This is a genomic window from Bacteroides rodentium JCM 16496, from assembly GCF_000614125.1.
GTDB classification, from domain to species: Bacteria; Bacteroidota; Bacteroidia; order Bacteroidales; family Bacteroidaceae; genus Bacteroides; species Bacteroides rodentium.
Genome location: NZ_BAKJ01000003.1, coordinates 104,055 through 127,243, shown reverse-complemented (window position 1 = coordinate 127,243; position 23,189 = coordinate 104,055). Strand labels below are relative to the sequence as shown.

Genomic DNA, 23,189 nt, shown 5'->3' with positions numbered 1-23,189 from the left:
AGGGATTAAATGGGATGAAAAGAACAATACTGGCACCGGGGCATGAATTGCTTTCGTATCGGATTCATGAAGTAACCCCTTACATCAACTGGATTTATTTCTTCCATGCCTGGGGCTTCCAGCCTCGCTTTGCGGCTATTGCAAACATCTATGGCTGCGACTCCTGCCGTGCACTTTGGCTGACAACCTTTCCCGAGGAAGAACGTATGAAGCGGCGGAAGCGATGCAACTGTTCAAAGAGGCAAACCGGATGTTGAACCGGTTGGACGAAAAGATGAACGTGCATTGCATCTTCCGGCTCTGCCAGGCACATGCAGACGGAGATAACCTCTTGATAGAAGGAACAACCTTCCCTCTGCTCCGACAGCAGACGCCACACCCCGACGGCGGCCCATTCCTCTGCCTGAGCGATTTTGTACGTCCCCTCTCTTCGGGCACGCCCGACATCGTAGGGTTTTTCGCCTCCACCATCAGTGAAGAGGCCGAAGAGACTTATAAGAGCGATCCCTACAAGCATCTCCTTGTACAGACTCTGAACGACCGCCTTGCCGAAGCCGCCACAGAAAAGATGCACGAATATGTCCGCAAGGAGGCTTGGGGGTATGCCCCCGATGAATCCTTGTCCATTCCGGATTTGCTGGTCGAGAAGTACCAAGCATCCGCCCCGCTGTGGGATACCCCTCCCTACCCGACCAATCTGTGAATTTCCTGCTGGACGAACTGCTCGGCATGAAGCAGATAGGCATCACGCTGACCGAGCATGGAGCCATGCACCCTCACTCCTCCGTCTGCGGCATGATGCTGGCACATCCCGCATCCCGATACTTTGCAGTGGGCAAGATTGGAGAAGACCAGCTGGAAGACTACGCCCGCCGCCGGGGAATGCCGATAGGGGATATGCGGAAGTTCCTGGCAGGAAACGCTTGATCGTTGTCATCTGTGGTGCCATTAAAATAATCCTTTTTGAACTGTGATTTATCGCTACACAATGCGACTAACAGTGCAAAAGCAATTCGAAAGAAGCTAAAAAGATGGAAAATGCAGAACAAGAGTTTGTATCCGTGGTACGGGAGTATGAGCGCGTGATATATAAGGTGTGCTATCTGTACACCACGCCCAACGCTACCCTCAACGACCTGTATCAGGAAGTGGTGCTCAACTTATGGAAAGCATTTCCCAGGTTCCGGCGGGAGTGTAAGATTTCCACATGGATTTACCGCATCGCACTGAACACGTGCATCAGCTTTATCCGCAAAGAAAAAAACATCCCCGAAATCGTCACCCTCACCCAAGAGGCCGACCGGACTGAAGAAACCGACGAGACACAAGCCATGCTACGGCAACTCTACCGGATGATAAACCGGCTGGGACAATTGGAAAAGTCCATCATCCTGCTCTATCTGGAAGAGAAAAGCTACGAAGAAATTGCCGAAATCACCGGGCTGACCTTGACAAATGTTGCCACCAAACTCAGCCGCATCAAGGACAAATTGAAAAAAATGAATAAGGAGGAATAAATATATGGAACTGGATGAACTGAAGAAATCATGGAACGCACTGAATGAACAGTTGCAGAAAGAACCGATTGCTGACGAAAAACAGATTACGGAACTGATTGCCGGCTACAAGGCCAATACCCGCAAAAGTCTGGGACGCCTCGTAGTCATACAACGCTTCTCTATCGGAATAGGAACGATATGTCTGGCTACCCTTCTTCTTATATGGCTGCTACTGCCCACCTTCGGTTTCAACGAACAACTGCAAGAAAAGATTGTTCCCTTTTTAGGATTCATTGCCATCAGCATTCTCGCAGGCATGTGGTGGGACTGGAAAACATACCGTTGGAACAAAAATACACATATTGAAGAAATGAGTGTTGCCGAAGTCAGCCGCCGTATGACCACCTTCCGCCAATGGACCAAATATGAGGTGATGGGCATCTCCATTTGGATTATCCTTTTCAATATCCTCAACTATTGGGTGATGGAATATCATCTGATGTCCGTCGACGTGCAAGCCATACTGATTACCCTTTTTGTAGTATTTGATGCGTTGATTATCTATATTCTCTACAAAAAAGTGATTTACAAACATCTGGACAATATTAAAAAGAACATTGAAGAATTGAAAGATATATGCACCGAGTAACTCTTGTTTTCATCCTTTTCCTTCTCATCCCCGACCTTTACATTTACTTGGTTTATGTAGTAAGAAAAACCAAAAAGGCAGTCCTTCACTGCCTTTATTGGCTTCCCACCTTGCTATTATCGGCAGGCTATGTTTACTTCATGTTTCTTACGGGTGACAATGCGATGTCAAACCATACGCAAGCCATAGGCAGGCTGGCCATCACCATCATGCTGTTTGTCTTTCCCAAAACCATATTCATGCTTTGCTCGCTGGTGGGAGTACTGGCGCATTTCATCATCCGCCGTTGTCCCCGCAGCCCGTTCACCGCTATAGGACTGGTTTTGGCTGTCGTCAGCTTCTTCAATATCCTTTACGGTACCTTGGCAGGTATCACCCGTTTCGATACAAAAGAAGTAGAATATCGTTCTGACGATATTCCGGAAGGTTTCGACGGCTACCGCATTGTACAGATATCGGACATACACATTGGCAGTTGGCAAGGCAATCCGGCTCCCATCAAGCAACTGGTCGATTTGGTCAACGGGCAAAAGCCGGACCTGATTGTCTTTACCGGTGACCTCGTGAACCAGCAAAGTCACGAACTGGATGATTTCCAAGAAATACTCTCCCAACTGCATGCACCGGACGGAGTGTACTCCATCCTCGGCAACCATGACTATGGTTCATACTATCACTGGCAAAGCCCGAAAGCAGAAATTGCCAATCTGGACTATTTAATCCGGCAGCAAAAAGCAATGGGATGGAAACTGTTGAACAATGAGCATGACATCCTTCATCATAAAGGTGACAGCATAGCACTCATCGGTGTGGAAAACGACGGTGAGCCTCCTTTCTCCCAATTTGCAAATCTGCCACAAGCCATGCAGGGCACGGAGGGAATGTTTCAAATATTGCTCAGCCATAACCCTACCCATTGGAGACGCGAAGTACTGCCCCAATCGGATATTCCACTGATGCTTGCCGGCCACACCCATGCCATGCAGGGCATCATGTTCGGACACTCCCTTGCCGAACTTATCTATCCGGAATGGAGAGGAATGTACTACGAAGGCAAGAGGGCTTTGTACGTGAATATTGGCATCGGTTATGTAGGACTGCCGTTCCGATTCGGAGCATGGCCGGAGATTACAGTACTAAAATTAGTAAGAGAGAAAGAGTGACGAAATAAGAAAAAGGTATATCTTTGTAGCAATAAAAAATCCGACACCTATGAAGATACTTTACAATATTTATCAGGTTTGCTTTGCATTGCCCATCTTATTGGTACTGACTATCCTTACAGCATTGGTTACCATCATCGGTTCGCTGATAGGAGGAGCGCATATCTGGGGGTACTATCCCGGTAAAATCTGGTCACAGCTCATCTGCTATATCCTGCTTATTCCGGTCGAGGTGCATGGAAGGGAGAAAATACACAAACGTACCTCTTACGTGTTTGTACCCAATCACCAAGCGCCTTCGATATATTCCTGATATACGGATTCCTGGGACGGAACTTCAAATGGATGATGAAGAAGAGCCTGCGCAAAATCCCGTTTGTCGGCAAGGCATGCGAAAGTGCAGGACACATCTTCGTCGACCGTTCCAGCCCCAAGAAGGTGCTTGCCACCATGCAGCAGGCAGAATCATCCCTGAAAGACGGCGTATCACTGGTAGTTTTCCCCGAAGGGGCACGTACCTTCACGGGACACATGGGCTACTTTAAGAGAGGAGCCTTCCAGCTGGCGGATGAACTGCAACTGGAAGTGGTGCCCGTCACGCTAGACGGCCCGTTCGAGATTCTTCCACGCACCGGGAAGTGGATACACCGCCACCGGATGATACTGACCATCCACGAGCCTATTCCTCCCAAAGGAAAAGGGGCAGAAAACATCAAGGCAAGCATGACCGAGGCTTATGCGGCAGTGGAGAGTGCATTGCCGGAAAAGTATAAAGGGATGGTGAAGAACGAAGACCAAGACTAACGTTTTTGCTCCATACGTTTCTGTTCCTCAATCAACTGCATATTCTCTTTTGCCTTTGTAAGGAAATCCTTCACCAAAGTATTCTCTTTAAAAGACAAGGGGGCAGTTCTCATGATGTCTTCAATCTGCGGAGTCATCACCGGATAGGGCAGTGTGCTGCACATCATCATGAATACACTGGGGCCCAGCACATTCTCAAAGTTATCTACAATGAACTGCCGGACGTAGTCGTTCATCTCTTTCACAAGTGCTTCGCCTTCCTTCGTCAACTGCCCATGCACGTCATCCAGATTGGCACCATCCAACACCATACGCGCCTCTTTCCGTTCCAGCTCCTCTATCTTTACTTCCAGGGAATTGCGTTTGTCTATAAACTCGTACAGTTTGTCATTCAAAGAGGTTCCTTTGGCAATCAACTGGGTATTGGAGATGGAAACCACGATTTTGCCGTCTTCCAGCACCAAAGGCATAATGCCTTCCTGGTCCATATAAAGAGTCACCATCATCACGGAATCGGCCCGGCCTTTCATATTGAAATGCCCATGGATAACCTCTGCCGAGTCAACGTTCACCCATTGTCCGTCCCGAAGCATCTTGAGAAACAACATCTTTCCGTCAAGGCTGGTTACCGAAGAACTGCCCTCTATCTTATACTTGCGGTTGCAAGAAGTAAAGAGCACAAGCAAGAGTAAAAAAGGCAAAATGCGGTTCACACTCATTCTAATCATGCAAGAAACGATTTTTGAATTACACCCGGCAAAGGTATTAATATTCCTTATAAACCGGATAGAAAGAAAGGATTTTTCATTCGGTTTACGTATTTTTGCACAATTATAAATTATAAAAATAGAGAAAATATACATGTCAACCTATGCACCTTTTGCCAAACCGCTCTATGTAATGCTGAAACCGGTAGGGGCGGTATGCAACCTGGCATGCGATTATTGCTATTACCTGGAGAAATCCAAACTATATAGAGATACCCCCAAGCATGTAATGAGCGAAGAACTTCTGGAAAAGTTTATTGAGGAGTACATCAACTCGCAGACCATGCCCCAGGTTCTGTTCACCTGGCATGGCGGAGAGACACTGATGCGTCCGCTCTCTTTCTACAAACGGGCCATGGAGCTGCAAAGGAAATATGCCAACGGACGCACCATCGACAACTGCATACAGACCAACGGCACGTTGCTCACCGATGAATGGTGCCGGTTCTTCAAGGAAAACAACTGGCTGGTAGGCGTATCCATTGACGGACCGCAAGAGTTCCATGACGAATACCGGAAGAACAAGCAGGGCAAGCCCTCTTTTGTCAAGGTGATGCAGGGCATCAACCTGCTGAAAAAGCACGGTGTGGAATGGAACGGAATGGCGGTGGTAAACGACTACAATGCCGATTATCCTCTGGATTTTTATAATTTCTTCAAAGAATTGGGATGCCACTACATCCAATTCGCCCCCATCGTGGAGCGCATTGCCCCTCATGGAGACGGACGCCATCTTGCCTCCCTGGCAGACAAGGAAAAGAGCACACAGCTGGCAGACTTTTCCGTCACACCGGAACAATGGGGAAACTTCCTCTGCGCCTTGTTCGACGAATGGGTGAAGCAGGACGTGGGCACTTACTACATACAGCTGTTCGACTCCACCCTTGCCAACTGGATAGGCGAACAGCCGGGTGTATGTTCCATGGCAAAGACTTGCGGCCATGCAGGCGTCATGGAGTTCAACGGAGACGTATATACCTGCGACCATTTTGTCTTCCCCGAATATAAACTGGGTAACATCCATCAGAATACACTGGTGGAGATGATGTACGGCGAACGGCAACAAGCCTTCGGACTGATGAAGCAACAATCGCTCCCCACCCAATGCCGGGAATGTGAATGGCTGTTTGCCTGCAACGGCGAATGCCCCAAGAACCGCTTTGCGCATACCGCCAATGGAGAACCGGGACTGAACTACTTATGTGCCGGCTATCGCAAATTCTTCAAGCATGTGGCTCCCTATATGGACTTTATGAAGAACGAACTGATGAACCAGCGTCCGCCTGCCAATGTGATGAACTCACCACTTGTTTCAATGAAAGAACAGAGGAATGAGTAAATTTAGTATCTCAATTCTTCTCCTCCGGGGAGGTGGAGGGGGTGAATACCGAAGGGGGAGGTGGTAGTGTCACACAAATAGGTTGATTTCATTGCCTTATGCTCTCTACCACCCCGCCCTGCGGGCACCCCTCCTCCCAGGAGGAGGGGAATTGAGATAGTATCAGTTAATCATTTGACATTACTTAATTAAAATGGATATAAAATGAAGATTACATTAAAGAAAGGTTTGCTTGTGGCGATTGCCGCACTGACAGTGTGCTCTGCACGTGCAGACGAAGGGATGTGGCTACTGCAGCTGATGAAGCAGCAGAACTCCATCGACATGATGAAGAAGCAAGGACTGAAGTTGGAGGCAGATGACCTCTATAATCCAACGGTGTGTCACTGAAAGATGCCGTAGGTATCTTTGGCGGCGGCTGTACCGGCGAAATCATCTCTCCGGAAGGACTGATTCTGACCAATCACCATTGCGGATACGGTGCCATACAGCAGCACAGCAGCGTGGAACACGATTATCTGACAGATGGTTTCTGGGCCATGAACCGCAGTGAAGAACTGCCCACCCCGGGATTGAAATTCCGTTTTGTACACCGCATTGTAGACATCACCGACCTTGTCAACGCTAAGATAAAGGCAGGTGAAGTGACGGAAGTCGAAGCATTGACCTACCCCTTCCTCAGCAAACTGGCAAAGGCAGAGCTGGAAAAGAGCGACCTCAAGGGCAAACCGGGCATTGAAGTGCGCGCACTCCCCTTCTATGCAGGAAACAAATTCTATATGTTCTATTATAAGGTATACAGCGACGTGCGTATGGTTGCCGCTCCTCCCTCCTCGGTAGGTAAGTTTGGCGGTGAAACCGACAACTGGATGTGGCCGCGCCACACGGGCGACTTCTCCATGTTCCGCATCTATGCCGATGCCAACGGAGAGCCTGCAGAATACAGTGAAAGCAATGTACCCCTGAAAACGCCGAAGTTCCTGCCCATCTCCATCAAAGGCCTGAACGAAGGTGACTACGCTATGATTATGGGCTTCCCCGGCAGCACAGAACGTTACCTCACCCAGAGCGAAGTGAAGCAACGCATGAACGCCGTGAACCAGGCAATGATTGATATGCGCGGCGTACGCCTCGAAGTACTGCGCAAGTATATGGATGCCAGCGACAAGACCCGCATCCAGTATGCCAGCAAGTTTGCCGGAAGCAGTAACTACTGGAAGAACTCCATTGGTATGAACAAGGCAATCATCGACAATGACGTGTTGGGCGCCAAAGCCGAAATCGAGAAAAAGTATGCCGCCTTTGCCCAAGGAAAACCCGAATACGAGGGTGTGGTAGAGAAAATTGATGCCATCATCGAGAAAAGCACTCCCACGCTGCGCCAGCTCTACTATACCAACGAAGCATTGCGCGGTGCTATCGAATTCGGCAGTACCTACCTTATTATGGATAACATAAAGAAAGCGCTCGAAGAGAAGAACGACTCATTGCTGCAAGCTTCGAAGAAGCAGTTGGAAAATGCATACGATGGTATCCACAATAAAGACTACGACCACGAAGTGGACCGTGCCGTAGCCAAAGCCATTCTGCCCGCCCTTGCCAAGGCATTGAGCGCCGACGAGCTGCCCTCCTTCTACCAAACCATCAACGGAGAGTTCAAGGGCGACTACAACGCATACGTAGACAACATTTACGACAACTCCATCCTCTCCAACCGCAAGAACCTGGACAAATTCCTGGCAAAGCCCACCGTGAAAGCCATCGAGAAAGACCCTGCTACGGCTTACTCACGTTCCAAGAACGAAAAGCTGCAGGAACTCGGAAAGCAATACATGGAACTGGAAAGCGGAATGGAACTGCTTCACAAGGCCTATATCCGTGGCTTGGGCGAAATGAAACAGCCCGTCCCCTCCTATCCGGATGCCAACTTCACCATGCGTCTGACCTATGGTAATGTAAAATCATACAGCCCGCGCGATGCCGTACACTACGACTACTATACCACTACCGACGGTATCCTTGAAAAAGAGAATCCCGAAGACCGTGAATTCGTAGTACCCGCCAAGCTGAAAGAACTGATTCAGAAGAAAGACTTCGGACGCTACGCCATGGCAGACGGCACCATGCCGGTTTGCTTCCTCACGACAAACGACATCACCGGCGGTAACTCCGGCAGCCCCGTCATCAATGGCGAAGGACAGCTCATCGGTACTGCTTTCGACGGTAACTGGGAGTCATTGAGCGGTGACATCAACTTCAACAATGACCTGCAGCGTTGCATCGCACTGGATATACGCTACGTGCTCTTCATCCTCGACAAGCTGGGCAACTGCGGACACTTGATAAACGAAATGAACATCGTAGACTAAAAGCAACCTTGTTCAAAACAAAGGATATAACTTAGGTTATCTCAGTCGTATACTGAGGTAGCCTAAGTCGTATACTTAGATAGTCTCAGTATACGACTGAGAGTACCCCCTCTCAGAACACCTTCTAACAGCTATTGACATGAAAAGAATCCTATTATCATTATTCATTACATCTGCCTTTGCCACGGTTCACGCCGACGAAGGGATGTGGATGCTCACCGACCTGCAAAAGCAGAACGAAGTAGCCATGACGGAACTCGGCCTGCTCATCCCCGCCAACCAAATCTACAATCCCGACGGCATTGCCCTGAAGGATGCCGTGGTGCATTTCGGCGGCGGCTGTACCGGCGAAGTCATCTCTGCCGAAGCCTGGTACTGACCAACCACCACTGCGGCTACGGAGCCATACAGCAACATAGCTCGGTGGAACATGACTACCTGACCGACGGTTTCTGGGCCATGTCCCGCGAAGAGGAGCTTCCCTGCAAGGGACTCACCGTGACCTACATCGACCGGATACTGGACGTGACAGACTACGTAAACGAACAACTAAAAACCGACGACGACCCGAACGGCACCAATTACCTGTCTCCCAAATACCTGAGCAAGGTAGCCGACCGCTTCGCCCAGGCCGAAAACATCGAAATGACACCCGGTCGCAAACTGGAACTGAAAGCCTTCTACGGCGGAAACCGCTACTACCTCTTCGTGAAGACCGTCTATAGCGACATCCGCATGGTAGGTGCTCCCCCCTCCTCCATCGGCAAGTTCGGTGCAGACACCGACAACTGGATGTGGCCCCGCCACACGGGAGATTTCTCCATGTTCCGCATTTATGCCGACAAAGACGGGAAACCCGCCGCTTACAGCAAAGACAACGTTCCCCTAAAAGTGAAGAAACATCTCACCATCAGCCTTGACGGCTATCGCGAGGGCGACTTTACCTTCATCATGGGATTCCCCGGACGCAACTGGCGCTACATGATTTCCGACGAGGTGGAAGAGCGCATGCAAACCACCAACTTCATGCGCCACCACGTGCGCGACGTCCGTCAGAAAGCCCTGATGAAACAGATGCTGCAAGACAATGCCGTACGCATCCACTACGCCAGCAAGTATGCCTCCAGCGCCAACTACTGGAAAAACGCCATCGGCATGAACGAAGGCCTCGTCCGTCTGAAAGTACTGGACACCAAACGTGCACAACAAGAGGCACTCCTGGCACGCGGACGCTCGCTGAACGACAATAGCTATCAGCAGGCATTCGACCAGATACGTGCCATCGTAAAGCAACGCCGCCCGGCCCTCTACCACCAGCAAGCCATTCAGGAAGCGCTGGTGACGGGACTCGATTTCATGCGTATTCCCAGCACCGCAGGACTGGTGTCTGCCTTGAAGAACAAGGACAAAGCAGCCATCGAAGCCGCCAAAGACAGCCTTCAGAAGGCAGCCGACCGCTACTTCGCTTCCGTCCCCTTCCCCGAAGTGGAACGCATCGTAGGCAAGGAAATGCTGAAAACCTACATGAAGTATATCCCTGCCGAACAACGCATCGGTATTTTCCAAATCATAGACAAGCGCTTCAAGGGCAACAGCGACGCTTTCATCGACGCCTGCTTTGAACATTCCATCTTCGGCAACAAGGAGAACTTTGCCAAGTTCATCCGCAAGCCCAGCCTCTACAAGATTAATACAGACTGGATGGTCTTGCTGAAATATTCCATCACCGACGGCCTGCTTCAAACCTCCATTGCCATGATGGACGCCAACAAGAACTACAATGCCGCCCACAAGGTATGGGTAAAGGGCATGATGGACATGAAGCGTGCCAATGGCCAACCCATCTATCCGGATGCCAACTCCACCCTGCGCCTGACCTACGGCAAGATACTCCCCTACGCTCCGGCAGACGGTGTGGAATATGGTTACTACACCACTCTGAAAGGAGCCATGGAGAAGGAAGACCCCGACAATTGGGAGTTTGTAGTCCCCGCCAAACTAAAACAGCTGTACCAGGCAAAGGATTTCGGACGTTATGCCATGCCGAACGGTGAGATGCCCGTCTGCTTCATTGTCAACACAGACAATACCGGCGGAAACTCCGGCAGCCCCGTGTTCAATGCCAAGGGAGAGCTGATAGGCACCGGCTTCGACCGCAATTACGAAGGTCTGACCGGCGACATCGCCTTCCGTCCGTCCTCCCAACGAGCAGCATGTGTAGACATCCGCTACACCTTGTTCATCATCGACAAGTATGCGGGAGCAAAGCATCTGATAGAAGAAATGACGATTAAATAAAATTCACCACAGAGGACACAGAGTTTCACAGAGTTCTTTTTAGATAATGTCGATAGTAATCCACGTAATTCTGCAATGGAAAGAAAAAAGCTCTGTGAAACTCTGTGTCCTCTGTGGTGAATGATGAACATTTTTCCTCCTAACATTGTTATCATTACATATTAACATCAAAAAAATAAGATTATGGAAAAGTTTGAAGAATTGATACAATCAGAAAAGCCCGTTTTAGTCGACTTCTTTGCAACCTGGTGTGGTCCGTGCAAGGCGATGCATCCGGTACTGGAAGAACTTAAAAACGAAATAGGCGATGCTGCCCGTATCGTCAAGATAGATGTGGACCAGCATGAAGAGCTTGCTACCAGCTACCGCATACAAGCAGTACCGACATTTATCGTATTCAAGAAAGGTGAAGCCGTATGGCGCCACTCGGGTGTCATCAGCGGTAAGGATTTGAAAGCCGTTATAGAACAAAACTCTTAACAAGAAGCAATGAAGAAGATTATAGCAATGGCTGCCCTCGCGTTTTCCAGCATGCTGGCCTATGCCTGCACAAGCAGCGCCAAACAACAGGACCAGGCGGAAGCGGCAGATGCCCGGGCAAAAACAACAGAAGTCCAAGCCGGTGGAGAGGTAATCGTCATGGACAAAGCCATGTTCATCAAGGATGTGTTCGACTACGAGAAATCCCAGGACTGGAAATACAAGGGAAGCAAGCCTGCCATCATTGACCTGTATGCCGACTGGTGCGGGCCTTGCCGCATGGTGGCTCCCATCATGAAAGAGCTGGCAAAGGAGTATGCGGGCAAAATCGTTATCTACAAAGTAAATGTGGATAAGGAAAAGGAACTTGCCGCACTGTTCAATGCCACAAGCATCCCTCTTTTTGTATTCATCCCTATGAATGGAGAGCCTCAGCTCTTCCGCGGTGCAGCCGACAAGGAGACTTACAAGAAGGCGATTGACGACTTTTTACTGAAAACAGAATAGTTTATAATAGAAAGAAAAACGAGGGTGTCAAAACTGGTATTCACCACAGATTACACAGATTTACACAGATAAATATATCTGATTATCAATATATTGATTTATTCTGTGTTAATCTGTGTAATCTGTGGTGAATTATGACACACCCCCGTTTTTGTATCCTATTCACTCAAAACACGATAGGTATCTCTTTCCATTCTCCTCCGTGTAGTTCCATCACCGATTCATACCCAGCCTTCCTCAAGGCACGCAAAGCTTCGGGACGCCCGTTGTTTATCCGTTCCGGATAGTGTGAATCACTGTTCACCTGCACACGTACACCCAAATCATGCAGGTAGGAGAAGTAGCGCTCATTGGGGTAAAAAGTGCCCAGGTCATGATAGGCTTTGGTATTGACCTCTACCTGATAGCCGCGACGGGCAATATCTGCGAAATACGCCCTGACCAGCTCATCATACCAAGGCTCGTCCAGCAATCCCGGGCGATAGCATGCCGCATTGTAGTGCATCTTGTCGGCATGGCCCACAATATCGAAACCACCCAGCTTGAGCATCCTCGCCAGCCTGCCATAATAGAGGCGGACCACATGCTCCAAATCACCGCAGAAATGTCCGTCTACAATGGTCTTGAAGGTATCTGCAGGTACATCTACATCCACCACTTCCCCTTTGTCGTTGTAGAGAAGATGTACAGAACCGATACGGTAGTCCAACGGCAATTCCCTGAAACGGGCGATGGACGGATTGCTCGCTTCATTCAGATAATCAATCTCCAGACCAATATACAGTTCGATACGTCCGGCATACTTCTCCTTCAGACGGTGGAATTCAGACAAATAGTCGTCCATACTATCCCACTCCATCGTCCATGCCGTAGAAAAAGGCAATGGCGCATGCGATGAAAAGCCGTATGATGTAAAACCTTCACTCAATGCAAAACGCACAAAGTCCTCCATGCCGGCACGCCCGTCACAATAAAGGCTATGGCTATGATAATTCGTCAGATTTCCCACTTTCTCAGTTCTAATTTCTAATTTTAATTCTTAATTTTTAATTCTTAATTTCGAACTTCAGTTCGACTCTATCTCGCTCAGCTCCAGCCAGCGCAATGTTTTTTCGTCAATCAAGTCCGACAATTCCGGCAAACGCTTCGACTTCTCCGTCAGTTCGTCCACAGACAAGGTGCCGCTGCACAGAGCCTCTTCAATTGCATTCTTTTCCGTTTCCAGGTCGGCAATCTCTTGTTCCAATTGTTCAAACTCGCGTTTTTCCTTGAAAGACATGCGCCGCTTCTCGTTCAGACGCACCTTCGCCGTCTTCTCCTCCTGAGCCTTGGCGGCTTCTTTCTCTTTCTCCTTTTCCTGATGGGCTTTCGCATCTTTCCAGTCGCGGTATTGGGTATAGTTGCCGGGAAAGTCGCGGATATCCCCTTGTCCGTTGAACACTAACAGATGGTCTACCACCTTGTCCATGAAATAACGGTCGTGGCTCACCACCATCACGCATCCTTTGAAATTCTGCAAATACTCTTCCAGCACATTCAGCGTCACAATATCGAGGTCATTGGTCGGCTCATCCAGCACCAGAAAGTTGGGATTGCGCATCAAGACCGTACACAGGTAGAGGCGGCGGCGTTCTCCCCCACTCAACTTGTAGACATAGCTGTGCTGTGTCTCGGGAGTAAACAGGAAATGTTGTAGGAATTGCGATGCCGTCAGCTTCTTGCCGTTACCCAGCTCGATGACCTCGGCAATGTCCTGCACTACATCAATCACCTTCATCTGCTCGTCAAACTGCAAGCCGTCCTGCGAATAGTAACCGAAGCGGACCGTCTCACCAATGTCCAACGTACCGCTGTCTGTCTGCTCCAAACCCATCAGTATCTTGATGAAGGTCGACTTTCCCGTACCATTGTTCCCAACGATACCCATTTTTTCGTACCGGGAGAAGATGTAGGAGAAATCATCCAGAATCTTCAAGTCACCAAAGGATTTGTACAGATGGTCTGCCTCGAATATCTTACTGCCTATATAGGAAGCCTTGACGTCCAGCTTTACATTGTCGTTGTTGAAACGCTGCTTAGCCACTTTCTCCAACTCGTAAAAAGCATCCTCCCGATAGCGTGCCTTGTGCCCGCGGGCTTGCGGCATGCGGCGCATCCATTCCAGCTCTGTGCGGTAGAGGTTATTGGCACGCTCTATCTCCACAGTCTTGGCCTCGATACGCTCTTGGCGCTTCTCCAGATAATAACTGTAATTGCCTTTATACTGATAAATCTGCCGGTTGTCTATCTCTACGATTTCGGAGCATACACGGTCGAGGAAATAACGGTCGTGTGTCACCATCAGCAGGCTGAGGTTATTCCGGCGGAGATATTCCTCCAGCCACTCCGTCATATCGAGGTCGAGGTGGTTGGTAGGCTCGTCCAATATCAGCAAATCGGGCTCAGTGATAAGGGTATTGGCAAGTGCCACACGCTTCAGCTGTCCACCGGACAGATACTTTACGTGCTGACTGAAATCACGTATTTTAAGTTGAGACAGAATCTGTTTCGCCTTCTGCTCGTACTCCCAAGCTTTTTCATGGTCCATACGCACCAGAATTTCGTCCAAGCCGGGATGCCCCTCCGTTTCCATGCAACGTTCATACTCCTTGATTAACTCGACAGTACTGTTGCCATGATGGAAGCACGCTTCGAGCACGGTCAGCTCTTCGGGGTATTGCGGGTCTTGCTCCAGATACCCCACACGCAAATCACGACGGAAGGAAATGGTGCCGTTGTCATACCCTTCCTTGCCGGAAAGGATATTGAGCAACGTCGTCTTGCCGCTGCCGTTCTTGGCTATCAGCCCGACACGCTGTCCCTCGGACAAGCCCAAAGAGATATTTTCGAATAGTACCAAGTCACCGAACGACTTGGTCAGGTTTTCCACCTGAAGAATTGAATTTACTGCTGCCAATGCTTTAATAGTTGAAAAATGAAAATTGAAAGTTGAAAATCACAGTACTGAGATGACCGGACCTTAGAACAAGGAGCTATATACCTCCGGCAGATTCACTTTAGCTCCTGCCTTTACTTTGCTCCAAACCAGCTTCATGGGGTCTATCCATTCAGCGGTAGACGTGTTCAGCAATATAGCGCTTCCCGGTTTCCGTCCACCAAGGTGCGCCATTCCATACCGTCCACTTCATTGGCGAAAATAACACAAAGCACGATGCCAAGAGCCAGCCATGTATCCTTCTTCTTAGGGCTGATGTCACTTTCTTCCATAATCTGCTGCATCTTGGCAATGTCTTCTTCCGCTCCTTGGAAATCTTTCTTCAGTAACTCTTTTACAGTAGTATCCACCCACTCGTATGCTTCATTAATCTGATAGATTTCCGAAAGCCGCACCGGAATTATCTCTGCCGGATACTTCACTCCATCCTTACGCGTTTCCAGCGAAGCGATAATCTTCTCCGCTTCTGCAACCGACTCTCCTTTCTTCACCGTAAACGAGCATTCAAAAGCAACTTCATCCACGCCCGTTATCCATAAATGGGAAGTATAGTATGCACCTTCTTCCTCGAACATCTCCTTACTATATGCACATTCCAGCCGGCCTATCCTGACCGGAGTGGCAGAGGAGTTTTCCCGTAACTCTTGCTTCACGGAGTCCTTGCCATAAGTAGTATTCCCTTTGAAAGCCGAAATGCGAAAATTACCGGTCCACTCATTGGGATTATAGAAAAGGAAAGAACCTTCCCCATCTTCGAATTCATTCCAGTCTGCCGGATAAGCCATAGAGAACCATGCCCCCGGAGAGATAAATTTCTTGCTTTGTTCCATACCATCTTAGCTATTTCTCGCAAAGATAGTGCAAACCGAATGCAAAATAAAATGAACTTATTCATTTTTTATGCTGAGGTGCAGTCTATCTTCGCTTTTAGGGCAAAAGTAACATTACCGCCGTTGATATGCAAACAAACGAAACAAAAAACAGCCGATTCTCACGAACCGGCTGTTCCAATCATCATCTATGAATGAAGACCATTAGAGCCTTCAATATCTTTATTCAAGCAAACTAAAGTCTAAATGAAATCCATTAAATTTCTAATTCGGATACAAAGATAATCAATGGAATACATACAATCCTAAGATTTTAAGAATATTAAATTAATATTCTATAAACAAGGGGATTTTATGGACGACAAAACAGTTGATTCGTGAGAATCGGCCGCTTCAATCATCGTCATGAATAAAGACCGTTAGAGTCGCCAATGGATTAAAGTTGTACTAACCCGTTGGTAGAATTAGTTATTTGAATAAATGTACGCACCGACTTCATTCTGTTTTTTAGTCCGCTCCGTACCTGGTCTGGATTCTTTCCGTATACGGATGGTCAGATACGGAGCAAGTGGAAAAATGGAATACTTTTTCAGTTTTTTGCACACGATTTAATTCTGCCAACGGGTCTTAGTATTACGTCACCTATTATTAATTTATGTTATAAAGCATACATGTATAATATTAATTATTTGATACTATTTTTTAGAAAACCCACGAATTTCCTTAGCTTAGTTTAATCGAAAGGCCTCACATGGCAAGTAGTCAACAATGGCTATTTCTATATAAAACCATTGGTATACACTTTTTTTTTTACTAAAAATAAATTTATATAAGACGTCTTACTGAAACCCACTTGATGTAGATGATTTCTAAAAATACATTTATTTTCTATAAAACAAAATATCCGAATTTTATTTTTATTTACGTTTTTTCATATTAATAAATTATGATATTACTAAATTAATTTATATGTTTGCAAACAAATCCAAATAACAAAGCTTATGAAAAGAAATTATTGCTTATCATTAGTGTTGCTTGCATTGTTTGGGATAGCTATGCCTTTTGCAGCCAACGCAGCTGTTGAAAGTGTACTTAGTTCCCAAAGTACTCAGCAAGCCAAGAAAATCACAGGTAAAGTTGTAGATGCAGCAGGCGAGCCGATAATCGGTGCCAGTGTATTAGTGAAACAACGCGGAACAGGCACGGTGACGGACTTAAACGGAAAATATTCCGTGGAAGCATCGGTAGGTAACACATTGGAAATATCTTTCATCGGATATCAAACTGTGTCGCTAAAAATAACGAACGCCACCAGTTACGATGTAACGCTACAAGACGACTCCCAAGCACTGGATGAAGTAGTAGTTACTGCCATGGGTATCAAGAAAGAAAAGAAAGCATTGGGATATGCCGTACAAGATGTAAACAGCAAGGAACTCTTAAAGAACAAAAGCGCCAATGTAATCAATTCCTTAAGCGGGAAAGTGGCAGGTGTCAACATCACACAAGGAAGCGGTGCCGCCGGTGAAGGTGCCAGTATCATTATCCGTGGAGGTACATCATTGGAACGTGACAATCAACCGCTGTTTGTTGTCGACGGAATTATCTATGATAATGGAACCGATGCCGGCAACAGTGCTTTTGACGGTGCATCACGTACCAATACCACCCACAGCAATCGTGTCATGGATATCAATCCGGAAGATGTGGAAAACATGTCTGTGCTGAAAGGTCCCGCAGCTGCCGCCCTTTACGGTTCGCGTGCTGCTGCCGGTGTTATCATCATCACAACAAAGAAAGGACAGGAAGGCAAAGTTGAAGTAAACCTAAGTTCTAAAGTATCGGCCAACTGGGCCAACCGCCTTCCGGAACAGCAAGATAAATATAAAAGAGGGGTTTATCTGGACAATGGCATGCTGGACCGTTCCACCACCATGAATTCCTGGGGTGAAGCGTTCGGAGCCGGTGAAAAGATGTACAACAACATCGAGGACTTCTTCCAGACAGGAGTTACGTGGGACAACAACATCAGTGTATCAGGCGGCTCGAAAAACGGCAATTTTTACCTGTCCGCTTCTCGTTTCAACCAAACCGGTATCATTCCGGAGACTGACTATACGAAAAACACCTTCCGCTTCAATGGTGAACAGCGTTACGGCAAATTGACAGTAGGCGCCAACGTAGCTTTCTCCGTAGCCGAAAGCGACAAGGCATTGACCGGAGGCGGTCTGTATGCCATTGGTGGTGTAGGTGCCATGAACTCTGTTTATACCTGGCCACGCGACGAGCAAGTGACCCATTGGCTGAATGAAGACGGCACCAAATACCGCATCTTCCCCGACCAGTTACTGCAAGACGACTATGACAACCCGTTCTGGGTAGTCAACAAAAACAAGGGTCATGACAAGACCACCAGATTCACAGGCGGATTGAACCTGAAATATGACATCTGCGACTGGTTCAAACTAAGCTATACAGCAGGTATCGACCGCTATGACACCAAAGGGAACCGCCTGATTGAACCGGGCTCCGGTTATCCCATCCTCTACCAAAAAGGGTTGTTGAGCGAGAATGACTACACTTACGAATATCTGACCTCAAACCTGATGGCCAATTTCAACAAGAAATTCGGCGACTTCGACTTCAACCTTTTATTGGGTTACACAGTAGAAGACACCAAAGTGGAAACACAACGCCGCAAAGCTTGGAACTTCACGGTAGACAACTTCTTCTCAATGAGCAATGCCGCCGAATCGGACCGTTCTTTCGCTTCCGGACACAGCCGTCATCGTCTGATGGGTACATACGGAGAATTCCGCATGGGCTACAAAAGTGTAGCATACGTCACTGTGACCGGACGTAACGACTGGACTTCCACGCTGCCCGTCAACAGCCGTTCTTATTTTTATCCTTCGGTCAGTGGCGCATTTGTCTTCACAGAATTACTGCCGGAAAACGATGTGCTTTCCTTCGGTAAAATCCGTGCTTCCTGGGCTCGTGTAGGTAAAGACGCTTCTCCATACGTGACGAACACTTACTTGGATGCACCATTTGCCACCATCGGCGGCTCTGGTATCCAGAACTCCTGGACACACGGCAACGAAAACCTGAAACCCGAAATGACCAAATCCACAGAAGTAGGTCTGGAAATGCGTTTCCTCAATGGCCGGATAGGTTTCGATTTCACCTATTACACCAACAAAAGCTACAACCAACTGCTCAGCCCACGTGTAAGTAATGCCACCGGCTACATCTTCGAAACAGTCAACGCAGGCGACATCTCCAACAAGGGTATTGAAGTTTCTATCACAGGAAAGCCCGTTGAAACTCGCAATTTCACCTGGGAATCCACGCTAAACTTGGCACACAACAAAGGCAAGGTAGAAGAATTGATGGAAGGTATCGACATCTTGTACGTGACCGATGTACAAGTGGGAAATGCCAAAGCTGCATCGTTTGCACAAGGTAACTTCATGGCTATCTCCGGCTCGAAATACAAAAGGGACGACCAAGGGCGCATCGTATTGGACGCTAATTCAGGCATGCGACCACAGACGGCAAGGCTACTTATGAAATAGGTAACCGCGAATCCAAACTGACCGGCGGCTTCAACAACAGCCTCACTTGGAAAAACTGGAACCTATCTTTCCTCTTCGATTTCCGCATCGGTGGTGACGTATTCAACGGAACTGATTACTATATGACCTCCATCGGTATGAGCAAACGAAGCATGAACCGCGAGCACCTGGTTACGGAAGGAGTCATCCAGACTGGATTAGATGCCGACAAGAACCCGATTTACGAAGCCAAGACTTTCACTTTCGATGCCGGAAAGTTCTATGACAAGAATGATGCCAGCCGAGAAGTTCCCTCTTCCGACCCGAACGCAAGAAGCGGTAGAGCCATCATCCAAAACTATTGGGCTAGTTACTATGCCATGGAGTCTGCCAATTTCATGACCGACACCAATTGGCTACGTCTGCGCTCATTGTCGCTTTCCTATACATTCCCGAAACAATGGCTTGCCAAGACGAAGTTCATCAAGGGTCTCTCCGCTACACTGACAGGAACCAACCTGTTTGTATGGACCAACTATAAAGGCATGGATCCCGAAACAAGTGCTGCCGGCTCTGGTGCCGTAGGTTCCAGTTCTGTAGGTATCGACTACTGCGGCGTGCCTGCCACAGCGGGTGTTTCATTCGGAGTGAACGTAACGTTCTGAAACGTATCTATCAACTTATAAAAACAGAATATCATATGAAAAAATTTAAATATATACTGATGGCACTCCTTTCTGCATGGGGTCTGAGTGCTTGTGATGATTATCTGGATATCAATGACAATCCGGACAATCCGAACGCCAATGTACCTTCGTGTTCCTTACGTTTGAAAGGAATCCAGGCGAATTTCGGCGGTTGTTACGAGATGGCAGGAATCCGCGGCATCTGGTTCACGCAAAACATGGCTAAAACTGGAGGCACTGCTTACAATGACTACTTAATCAAGTGGGATCCTTATATCAATTCCTGCAACTGGCCCAATCAAGGATGGTTCGTGTATTGCGGGAACAATATTCCCTACCTGATTGCCAAGGCAGAAGAGACCGGCGCCCACCATTATGCCGGTGCCGCCAAGGTTATCAAGGCATGGGGATTCATGACGATGGTCGATGTGTATGGTGAAGTCCCTTATACGGAATCCATGGTGGGAATCGCCAATCCAAAATTCGACAGTGGAAAAGATGTCTACTACGCATGCATGGGCTTGCTGGACGAAGCTTTGGAAGACTTCCAAAAGCAACAAACGCCAACAGCGGAACAGTTGAGCGCAGGGGACTTGTGGAACAGCGGCAATGTAGACACTTGGATTAAACTGACACACGGGCTAAAAGCCCGCTGGATGCTGAAACTCTCGAAAAAAGCGGATTTATATGACCCGCAAGGCATCCTGAGTGAGCTGGAAAAAGCACCGCAATCTAATGCAGACAACACTATCATGAGATTCCAGAACATCAGTGACTCCAAAACAGCAGGTAATGTGTATGGCAATGTATTCGGCAATGTCACAAATACAACAAGCCGTCTTACCAAATGGTACATCGACCTGCTGACCAACACCTTTACCGGAGGCAGCGGCGTGGAAGACCCCCGCACGGATGCCATGGTGCCCAGCGGAGAGTTCAACATCGACGGCAAGATTCAATTCGTACGCTCTGCCGGAGTAGACTTGAGCAGCGACATCCGTTTCCAGGGAGGACCGGTTGCATTCGACATCTATGCTTATGACGAAACAGGCGAAAAGAACAAAGCAGGCAAGATAAACCACTGGGGAACTACCAGCCAAGACCCTAAAAGGCAGGGCGACTCGATTTATGTACCCGTATATTCCGATTGTCTGGCATGGATTGTAGACACAGAAGGAGATGAAAATGACGACCGCTACCTGGCTTGCCGCTACAACGGAGCGAAAAACTTGACAAAAGAGGAATCTGCCAAGCAAATCGGAGTGATTTCCACCGGTGTGTTCCAGCTTCGTGCCGATGCTCCCGCCTATTACTGCACTTATCCGGAGATGTGCTTTATCAAAGCCGAAGTGCTTTACAGAATGGGCAAGAAAGACGAGGCGCAGGTGGCCTACAAGAACGGTATCCGCGCGCACATGGAACTGATGAACGAAAAACTTGCCACCTATCCGCAGATATTAGGCAAAAAAGTGATTCCGGAATCGGAAATCACCGCATTCCTGGCAAGTGCCGCCGTGGCGCAAAACGGTGCGGAACTGAAGCTTTCGCAGATTATGCAGCAAAAATTCTTAGCCATGTCCATGACACTGGAGAACTGGAACGACATGCGCCGTTGCAATTACGGTGCCAAGGACCCCACGTTCGGCTACATTTACCCCGACTTCAAACGTCCGTATGAGTTCAACAGCGAAGGTGAGAGACACTTCCCGAATACTACCGACCCGCAAAACGTAAGATACTGGCCACGACGCTTGCAACAACCGAGCTACGACCAGCTGTACAACGTTGCCAACTGGGGCGACTCCAATCCGGAAGCTACCAAATACACCATCAATTCTTATCCGGTATGGTGGGATTGCGCCACTGACGAAGAGTATGGCATAGAATAACTGAAAATAAAAAATGAAGTACCTTCAAAAGGTCTTCATTCATAAATGATGATTGGAGCAGCCGGTTCGTGCGAATCGGCTGCTTGTCGTCTGCACCTCATTTCCCTATCGGCTGTATCCTCCTCCTCACCTCTTTGGATATTTCCAGAAACATATAGTTCAGTTTGCCGGAGTGGATACCTTCCTTGTTCTGGGTATACTTTTTATTGGCATACTCCTTAGACTTGTCGAAGGTAATGCGTGACATCTGGTTCTGCGACTTTCCCACCATCGTCGAATCCAACTGTTCGTCCGGAAAGAAATCATCCAAATCCACATCACCAATCATGGTCGTTTCAAGGAAATTCATATCCTTATGGCTGGAATCCGTGTAATATCCCACAAACATGTGACCCGGAGTACGCACCAATATAGGTTCTATATTGATGGCACGGAGCAGGGATGCAAAAAGCACGCTGCCATCCACGCAGTTGATTTGCGAAGACTCCAGCGCATCGTCGAACGTGCGCACACGCTGCGAAAAGACCACGTTGCTGGAAAGACTCGTATTGGAGACCGAACTGTAGCGGAACTTGCGCTTCTGCAACACATTCCACAAAGCATAAACCTGCTTGTCCACCACCTCGGCACCTCCCTGATAACCCAAAAACCGGTTGACGATACGCGTATCCAGCGCTTCACGCAGCAGCTTGTCAATCATGGGATTCTCCTCATTCACGTATGCTGCAAAAAAGATGCCGGTATCATGGAATTTTGTACCATTCGTGACATACCCCAACAGGCATTCATTAATGCTGCGAACAGAAAAAGTACGCACCCTCTGCCCCAAATCCTTGCCGTTCATCTCTACCATAACGGCCACACTGATGGGTTCCGCCTGGTTGTTATTCTTCAGAGCCTCGTAATTCCATATGATATCAGGATAGATGATATACTCCGTACGCGGTTTTGCCAGCACAAACTCCGACACGGAACGGGCAAAGAACGGAGTCTCCGCAACCTCTACCCGCACCCGGCTATAAGCATTACTCGAACGGACGCGGACAGCGATACACGACTTCGGATTACCTACGTACATGGAGTCTGTCGGCACTATGACCTGGGCATCGGTAGTGGCCACCGAAAGGATGCTGGAAGGAAAGATATTGCCGCCCAACTCATCCGCAATCTCAAAGCCCGAACGGAAAGGAGCCGTATTCAGCCAGACTGAACCGATTATCACCAAAAGCAGAGTTCCCACAATAACCGACAAACGTCTTTTGGAGAAACTCCTGATATACATAAGTTCTTTCATAAAATCATCAGTATTTACGGAACAAAGATAACAATATTTTAATGGAACGGTTCTTTTAGATAA

The 23,189-nt window shown here is 48.1% G+C and carries 13 protein-coding genes and 5 pseudogenes; 13 read left to right on the top strand and 5 right to left on the bottom strand.

Features of this window, described 5'->3' with window-relative positions:
• Nucleotides 1–14 precede the first annotated feature (14 nt).
• From JCM16496_RS02080 to JCM16496_RS02060, 5 genes and pseudogenes are all read left to right on the top strand, one after another.
• Nucleotides 15–927 (top strand): annotated as a pseudogene (locus JCM16496_RS02080) (vitamin B12 dependent-methionine synthase activation domain-containing protein).
• A gap of 104 nt (nt 928–1,031) precedes the next feature.
• Complete coding sequence (locus tag JCM16496_RS02075) at nt 1,032–1,517, top strand: RNA polymerase sigma factor (protein ID WP_025831988.1); 486 nt, start codon at nt 1,032–1,034, stop codon at nt 1,515–1,517.
• Nucleotides 1,518–1,521: 4 nt separating this feature from the next.
• Complete coding sequence (locus JCM16496_RS02070) at nt 1,522–2,148, top strand: hypothetical protein (protein ID WP_025831986.1); 627 nt, start codon at nt 1,522–1,524, stop codon at nt 2,146–2,148.
• A complete protein-coding gene (locus JCM16496_RS02065) occupies nt 2,136–3,311 on the top strand; it encodes a metallophosphoesterase (protein ID WP_025831985.1) in 1,176 nt (391 codons plus the stop codon). Before JCM16496_RS02070 ends, JCM16496_RS02065 begins: the two co-directional genes overlap by 13 nt.
• 49 nt (nt 3,312–3,360) lie before the next feature.
• Nucleotides 3,361–4,115: pseudogene (locus JCM16496_RS02060) on the top strand (lysophospholipid acyltransferase family protein).
• On the opposite strand, the gene JCM16496_RS02055 reads toward JCM16496_RS02060, so the two are convergent.
• Nucleotides 4,112–4,843: a DUF4369 domain-containing protein gene (locus JCM16496_RS02055; protein WP_025831983.1), complete on the bottom strand. Its 732-nt coding sequence runs from the start codon at nt 4,841–4,843 to the stop codon at nt 4,112–4,114. The pseudogene JCM16496_RS02060 and the gene JCM16496_RS02055 sit on opposite strands and share 4 nt — an antisense overlap.
• Nucleotides 4,844–4,976: 133 nt before the next feature.
• Here JCM16496_RS02055 and JCM16496_RS02045 point away from each other — a divergent pair, with 133 nt between their 5' ends.
• The 5 genes and pseudogenes from JCM16496_RS02045 (at nt 4,977) to JCM16496_RS02025 (ending at nt 11,875) form a co-directional block, all read left to right on the top strand.
• Nucleotides 4,977–6,221, top strand: a complete 1,245-nt coding sequence (locus JCM16496_RS02045) for an anaerobic sulfatase-maturation protein (protein ID WP_025831981.1) — start codon at nt 4,977–4,979, stop codon at nt 6,219–6,221.
• Nucleotides 6,222–6,425: 204 nt separating this feature from the next.
• Nucleotides 6,426–8,590: pseudogene (locus JCM16496_RS02040) on the top strand (S46 family peptidase).
• 139 nt (nt 8,591–8,729) lie between these two features.
• A pseudogene (locus JCM16496_RS02035) lies at nt 8,730–10,888 on the top strand (S46 family peptidase).
• Between the two features lie 183 nt (nt 10,889–11,071).
• Complete coding sequence (trxA, locus tag JCM16496_RS02030) at nt 11,072–11,368, top strand: thioredoxin (RefSeq protein WP_025831979.1); 297 nt, start codon at nt 11,072–11,074, stop codon at nt 11,366–11,368.
• Nucleotides 11,369–11,377: 9 nt separating this feature from the next.
• The gene (locus JCM16496_RS02025; RefSeq protein WP_025831975.1) at nt 11,378–11,875 is read left to right on the top strand and encodes a thioredoxin family protein; all 498 of its coding nucleotides are present in this window, start codon (nt 11,378–11,380) and stop codon (nt 11,873–11,875) included.
• A 166-nt stretch (nt 11,876–12,041) separates the two neighbouring features.
• On the opposite strand, the gene JCM16496_RS02020 is transcribed toward JCM16496_RS02025, so the two are convergent.
• The 3 genes and pseudogenes from JCM16496_RS02020 to JCM16496_RS02010 form a co-directional block, all read right to left on the bottom strand.
• Complete coding sequence (locus tag JCM16496_RS02020; RefSeq protein ID WP_025831974.1) at nt 12,042–12,884, bottom strand: histidinol-phosphatase; 843 nt, start codon at nt 12,882–12,884, stop codon at nt 12,042–12,044.
• Nucleotides 12,885–12,941: 57 nt separating this feature from the next.
• The gene (locus tag JCM16496_RS02015) at nt 12,942–14,831 is read right to left on the bottom strand and encodes an ABC-F family ATP-binding cassette domain-containing protein (protein WP_025831971.1); all 1,890 of its coding nucleotides are present in this window, start codon (nt 14,829–14,831) and stop codon (nt 12,942–12,944) included.
• Nucleotides 14,832–14,894: 63 nt separating this feature from the next.
• Nucleotides 14,895–15,700: pseudogene (locus JCM16496_RS02010) on the bottom strand (DUF3805 domain-containing protein).
• Between the two features lie 1,001 nt (nt 15,701–16,701).
• On the opposite strand from JCM16496_RS02010, the gene JCM16496_RS02000 reads away from it, so the two are divergent.
• The 3 genes from JCM16496_RS02000 to JCM16496_RS01995 all read left to right on the top strand — a co-directional run bounded on the left by JCM16496_RS02000 (nt 16,702) and on the right by JCM16496_RS01995 (nt 21,832).
• Nucleotides 16,702–19,278: a SusC/RagA family TonB-linked outer membrane protein gene (locus JCM16496_RS02000; RefSeq protein WP_369346650.1), complete on the top strand. Its 2,577-nt coding sequence runs from the start codon at nt 16,702–16,704 to the stop codon at nt 19,276–19,278.
• A gap of 122 nt (nt 19,279–19,400) precedes the next feature.
• Nucleotides 19,401–19,922 carry a hypothetical protein gene (locus JCM16496_RS24825; protein ID WP_369346649.1) on the top strand — a complete coding sequence of 174 codons (522 nt, stop codon included), beginning with the start codon at nt 19,401–19,403 and terminating at the stop codon, nt 19,920–19,922.
• A 35-nt stretch (nt 19,923–19,957) separates the two neighbouring features.
• Entirely contained in the window at nt 19,958–21,832 is a 1,875-nt protein-coding gene (locus JCM16496_RS01995) for a SusD/RagB family nutrient-binding outer membrane lipoprotein (protein WP_025831969.1), read from the top strand.
• A gap of 97 nt (nt 21,833–21,929) precedes the next feature.
• Here the strand turns inward: JCM16496_RS01995 and JCM16496_RS01990 are convergent, their stop codons facing one another.
• Nucleotides 21,930–23,126, bottom strand: a complete 1,197-nt coding sequence (locus tag JCM16496_RS01990; protein ID WP_025831967.1) for a hypothetical protein — start codon at nt 23,124–23,126, stop codon at nt 21,930–21,932.
• Nucleotides 23,127–23,189 lie beyond the last annotated feature (63 nt).

Bases quoted from the DNA above. Each gene is read 5' to 3' on its own strand.
- JCM16496_RS02000 (WP_369346650.1), top strand. From the start codon at position 16,702: ATGAAAAGAAATTATTGCTTATCATTAGTGTTGCTTGCATTGTTTGGG.
- JCM16496_RS24825 (WP_369346649.1), top strand. From the start codon at position 19,401: ATGACCTCCATCGGTATGAGCAAACGAAGCATGAACCGCGAGCACCTG.
- JCM16496_RS01995 (WP_025831969.1), top strand. From the start codon at position 19,958: ATGAAAAAATTTAAATATATACTGATGGCACTCCTTTCTGCATGGGGT.
- trxA (WP_025831979.1), top strand. From the start codon at position 11,072: ATGGAAAAGTTTGAAGAATTGATACAATCAGAAAAGCCCGTTTTAGTC.
- JCM16496_RS01990 (WP_025831967.1), bottom strand. From the start codon at position 23,126: ATGAAAGAACTTATGTATATCAGGAGTTTCTCCAAAAGACGTTTGTCG.
- JCM16496_RS02025 (WP_025831975.1), top strand. From the start codon at position 11,378: ATGAAGAAGATTATAGCAATGGCTGCCCTCGCGTTTTCCAGCATGCTG.
- JCM16496_RS02070 (WP_025831986.1), top strand. From the start codon at position 1,522: ATGGAACTGGATGAACTGAAGAAATCATGGAACGCACTGAATGAACAG.
- JCM16496_RS02065 (WP_025831985.1), top strand. From the start codon at position 2,136: ATGCACCGAGTAACTCTTGTTTTCATCCTTTTCCTTCTCATCCCCGAC.
- JCM16496_RS02045 (WP_025831981.1), top strand. From the start codon at position 4,977: ATGTCAACCTATGCACCTTTTGCCAAACCGCTCTATGTAATGCTGAAA.
- JCM16496_RS02055 (WP_025831983.1), bottom strand. From the start codon at position 4,843: ATGATTAGAATGAGTGTGAACCGCATTTTGCCTTTTTTACTCTTGCTT.
- JCM16496_RS02075 (WP_025831988.1), top strand. From the start codon at position 1,032: ATGGAAAATGCAGAACAAGAGTTTGTATCCGTGGTACGGGAGTATGAG.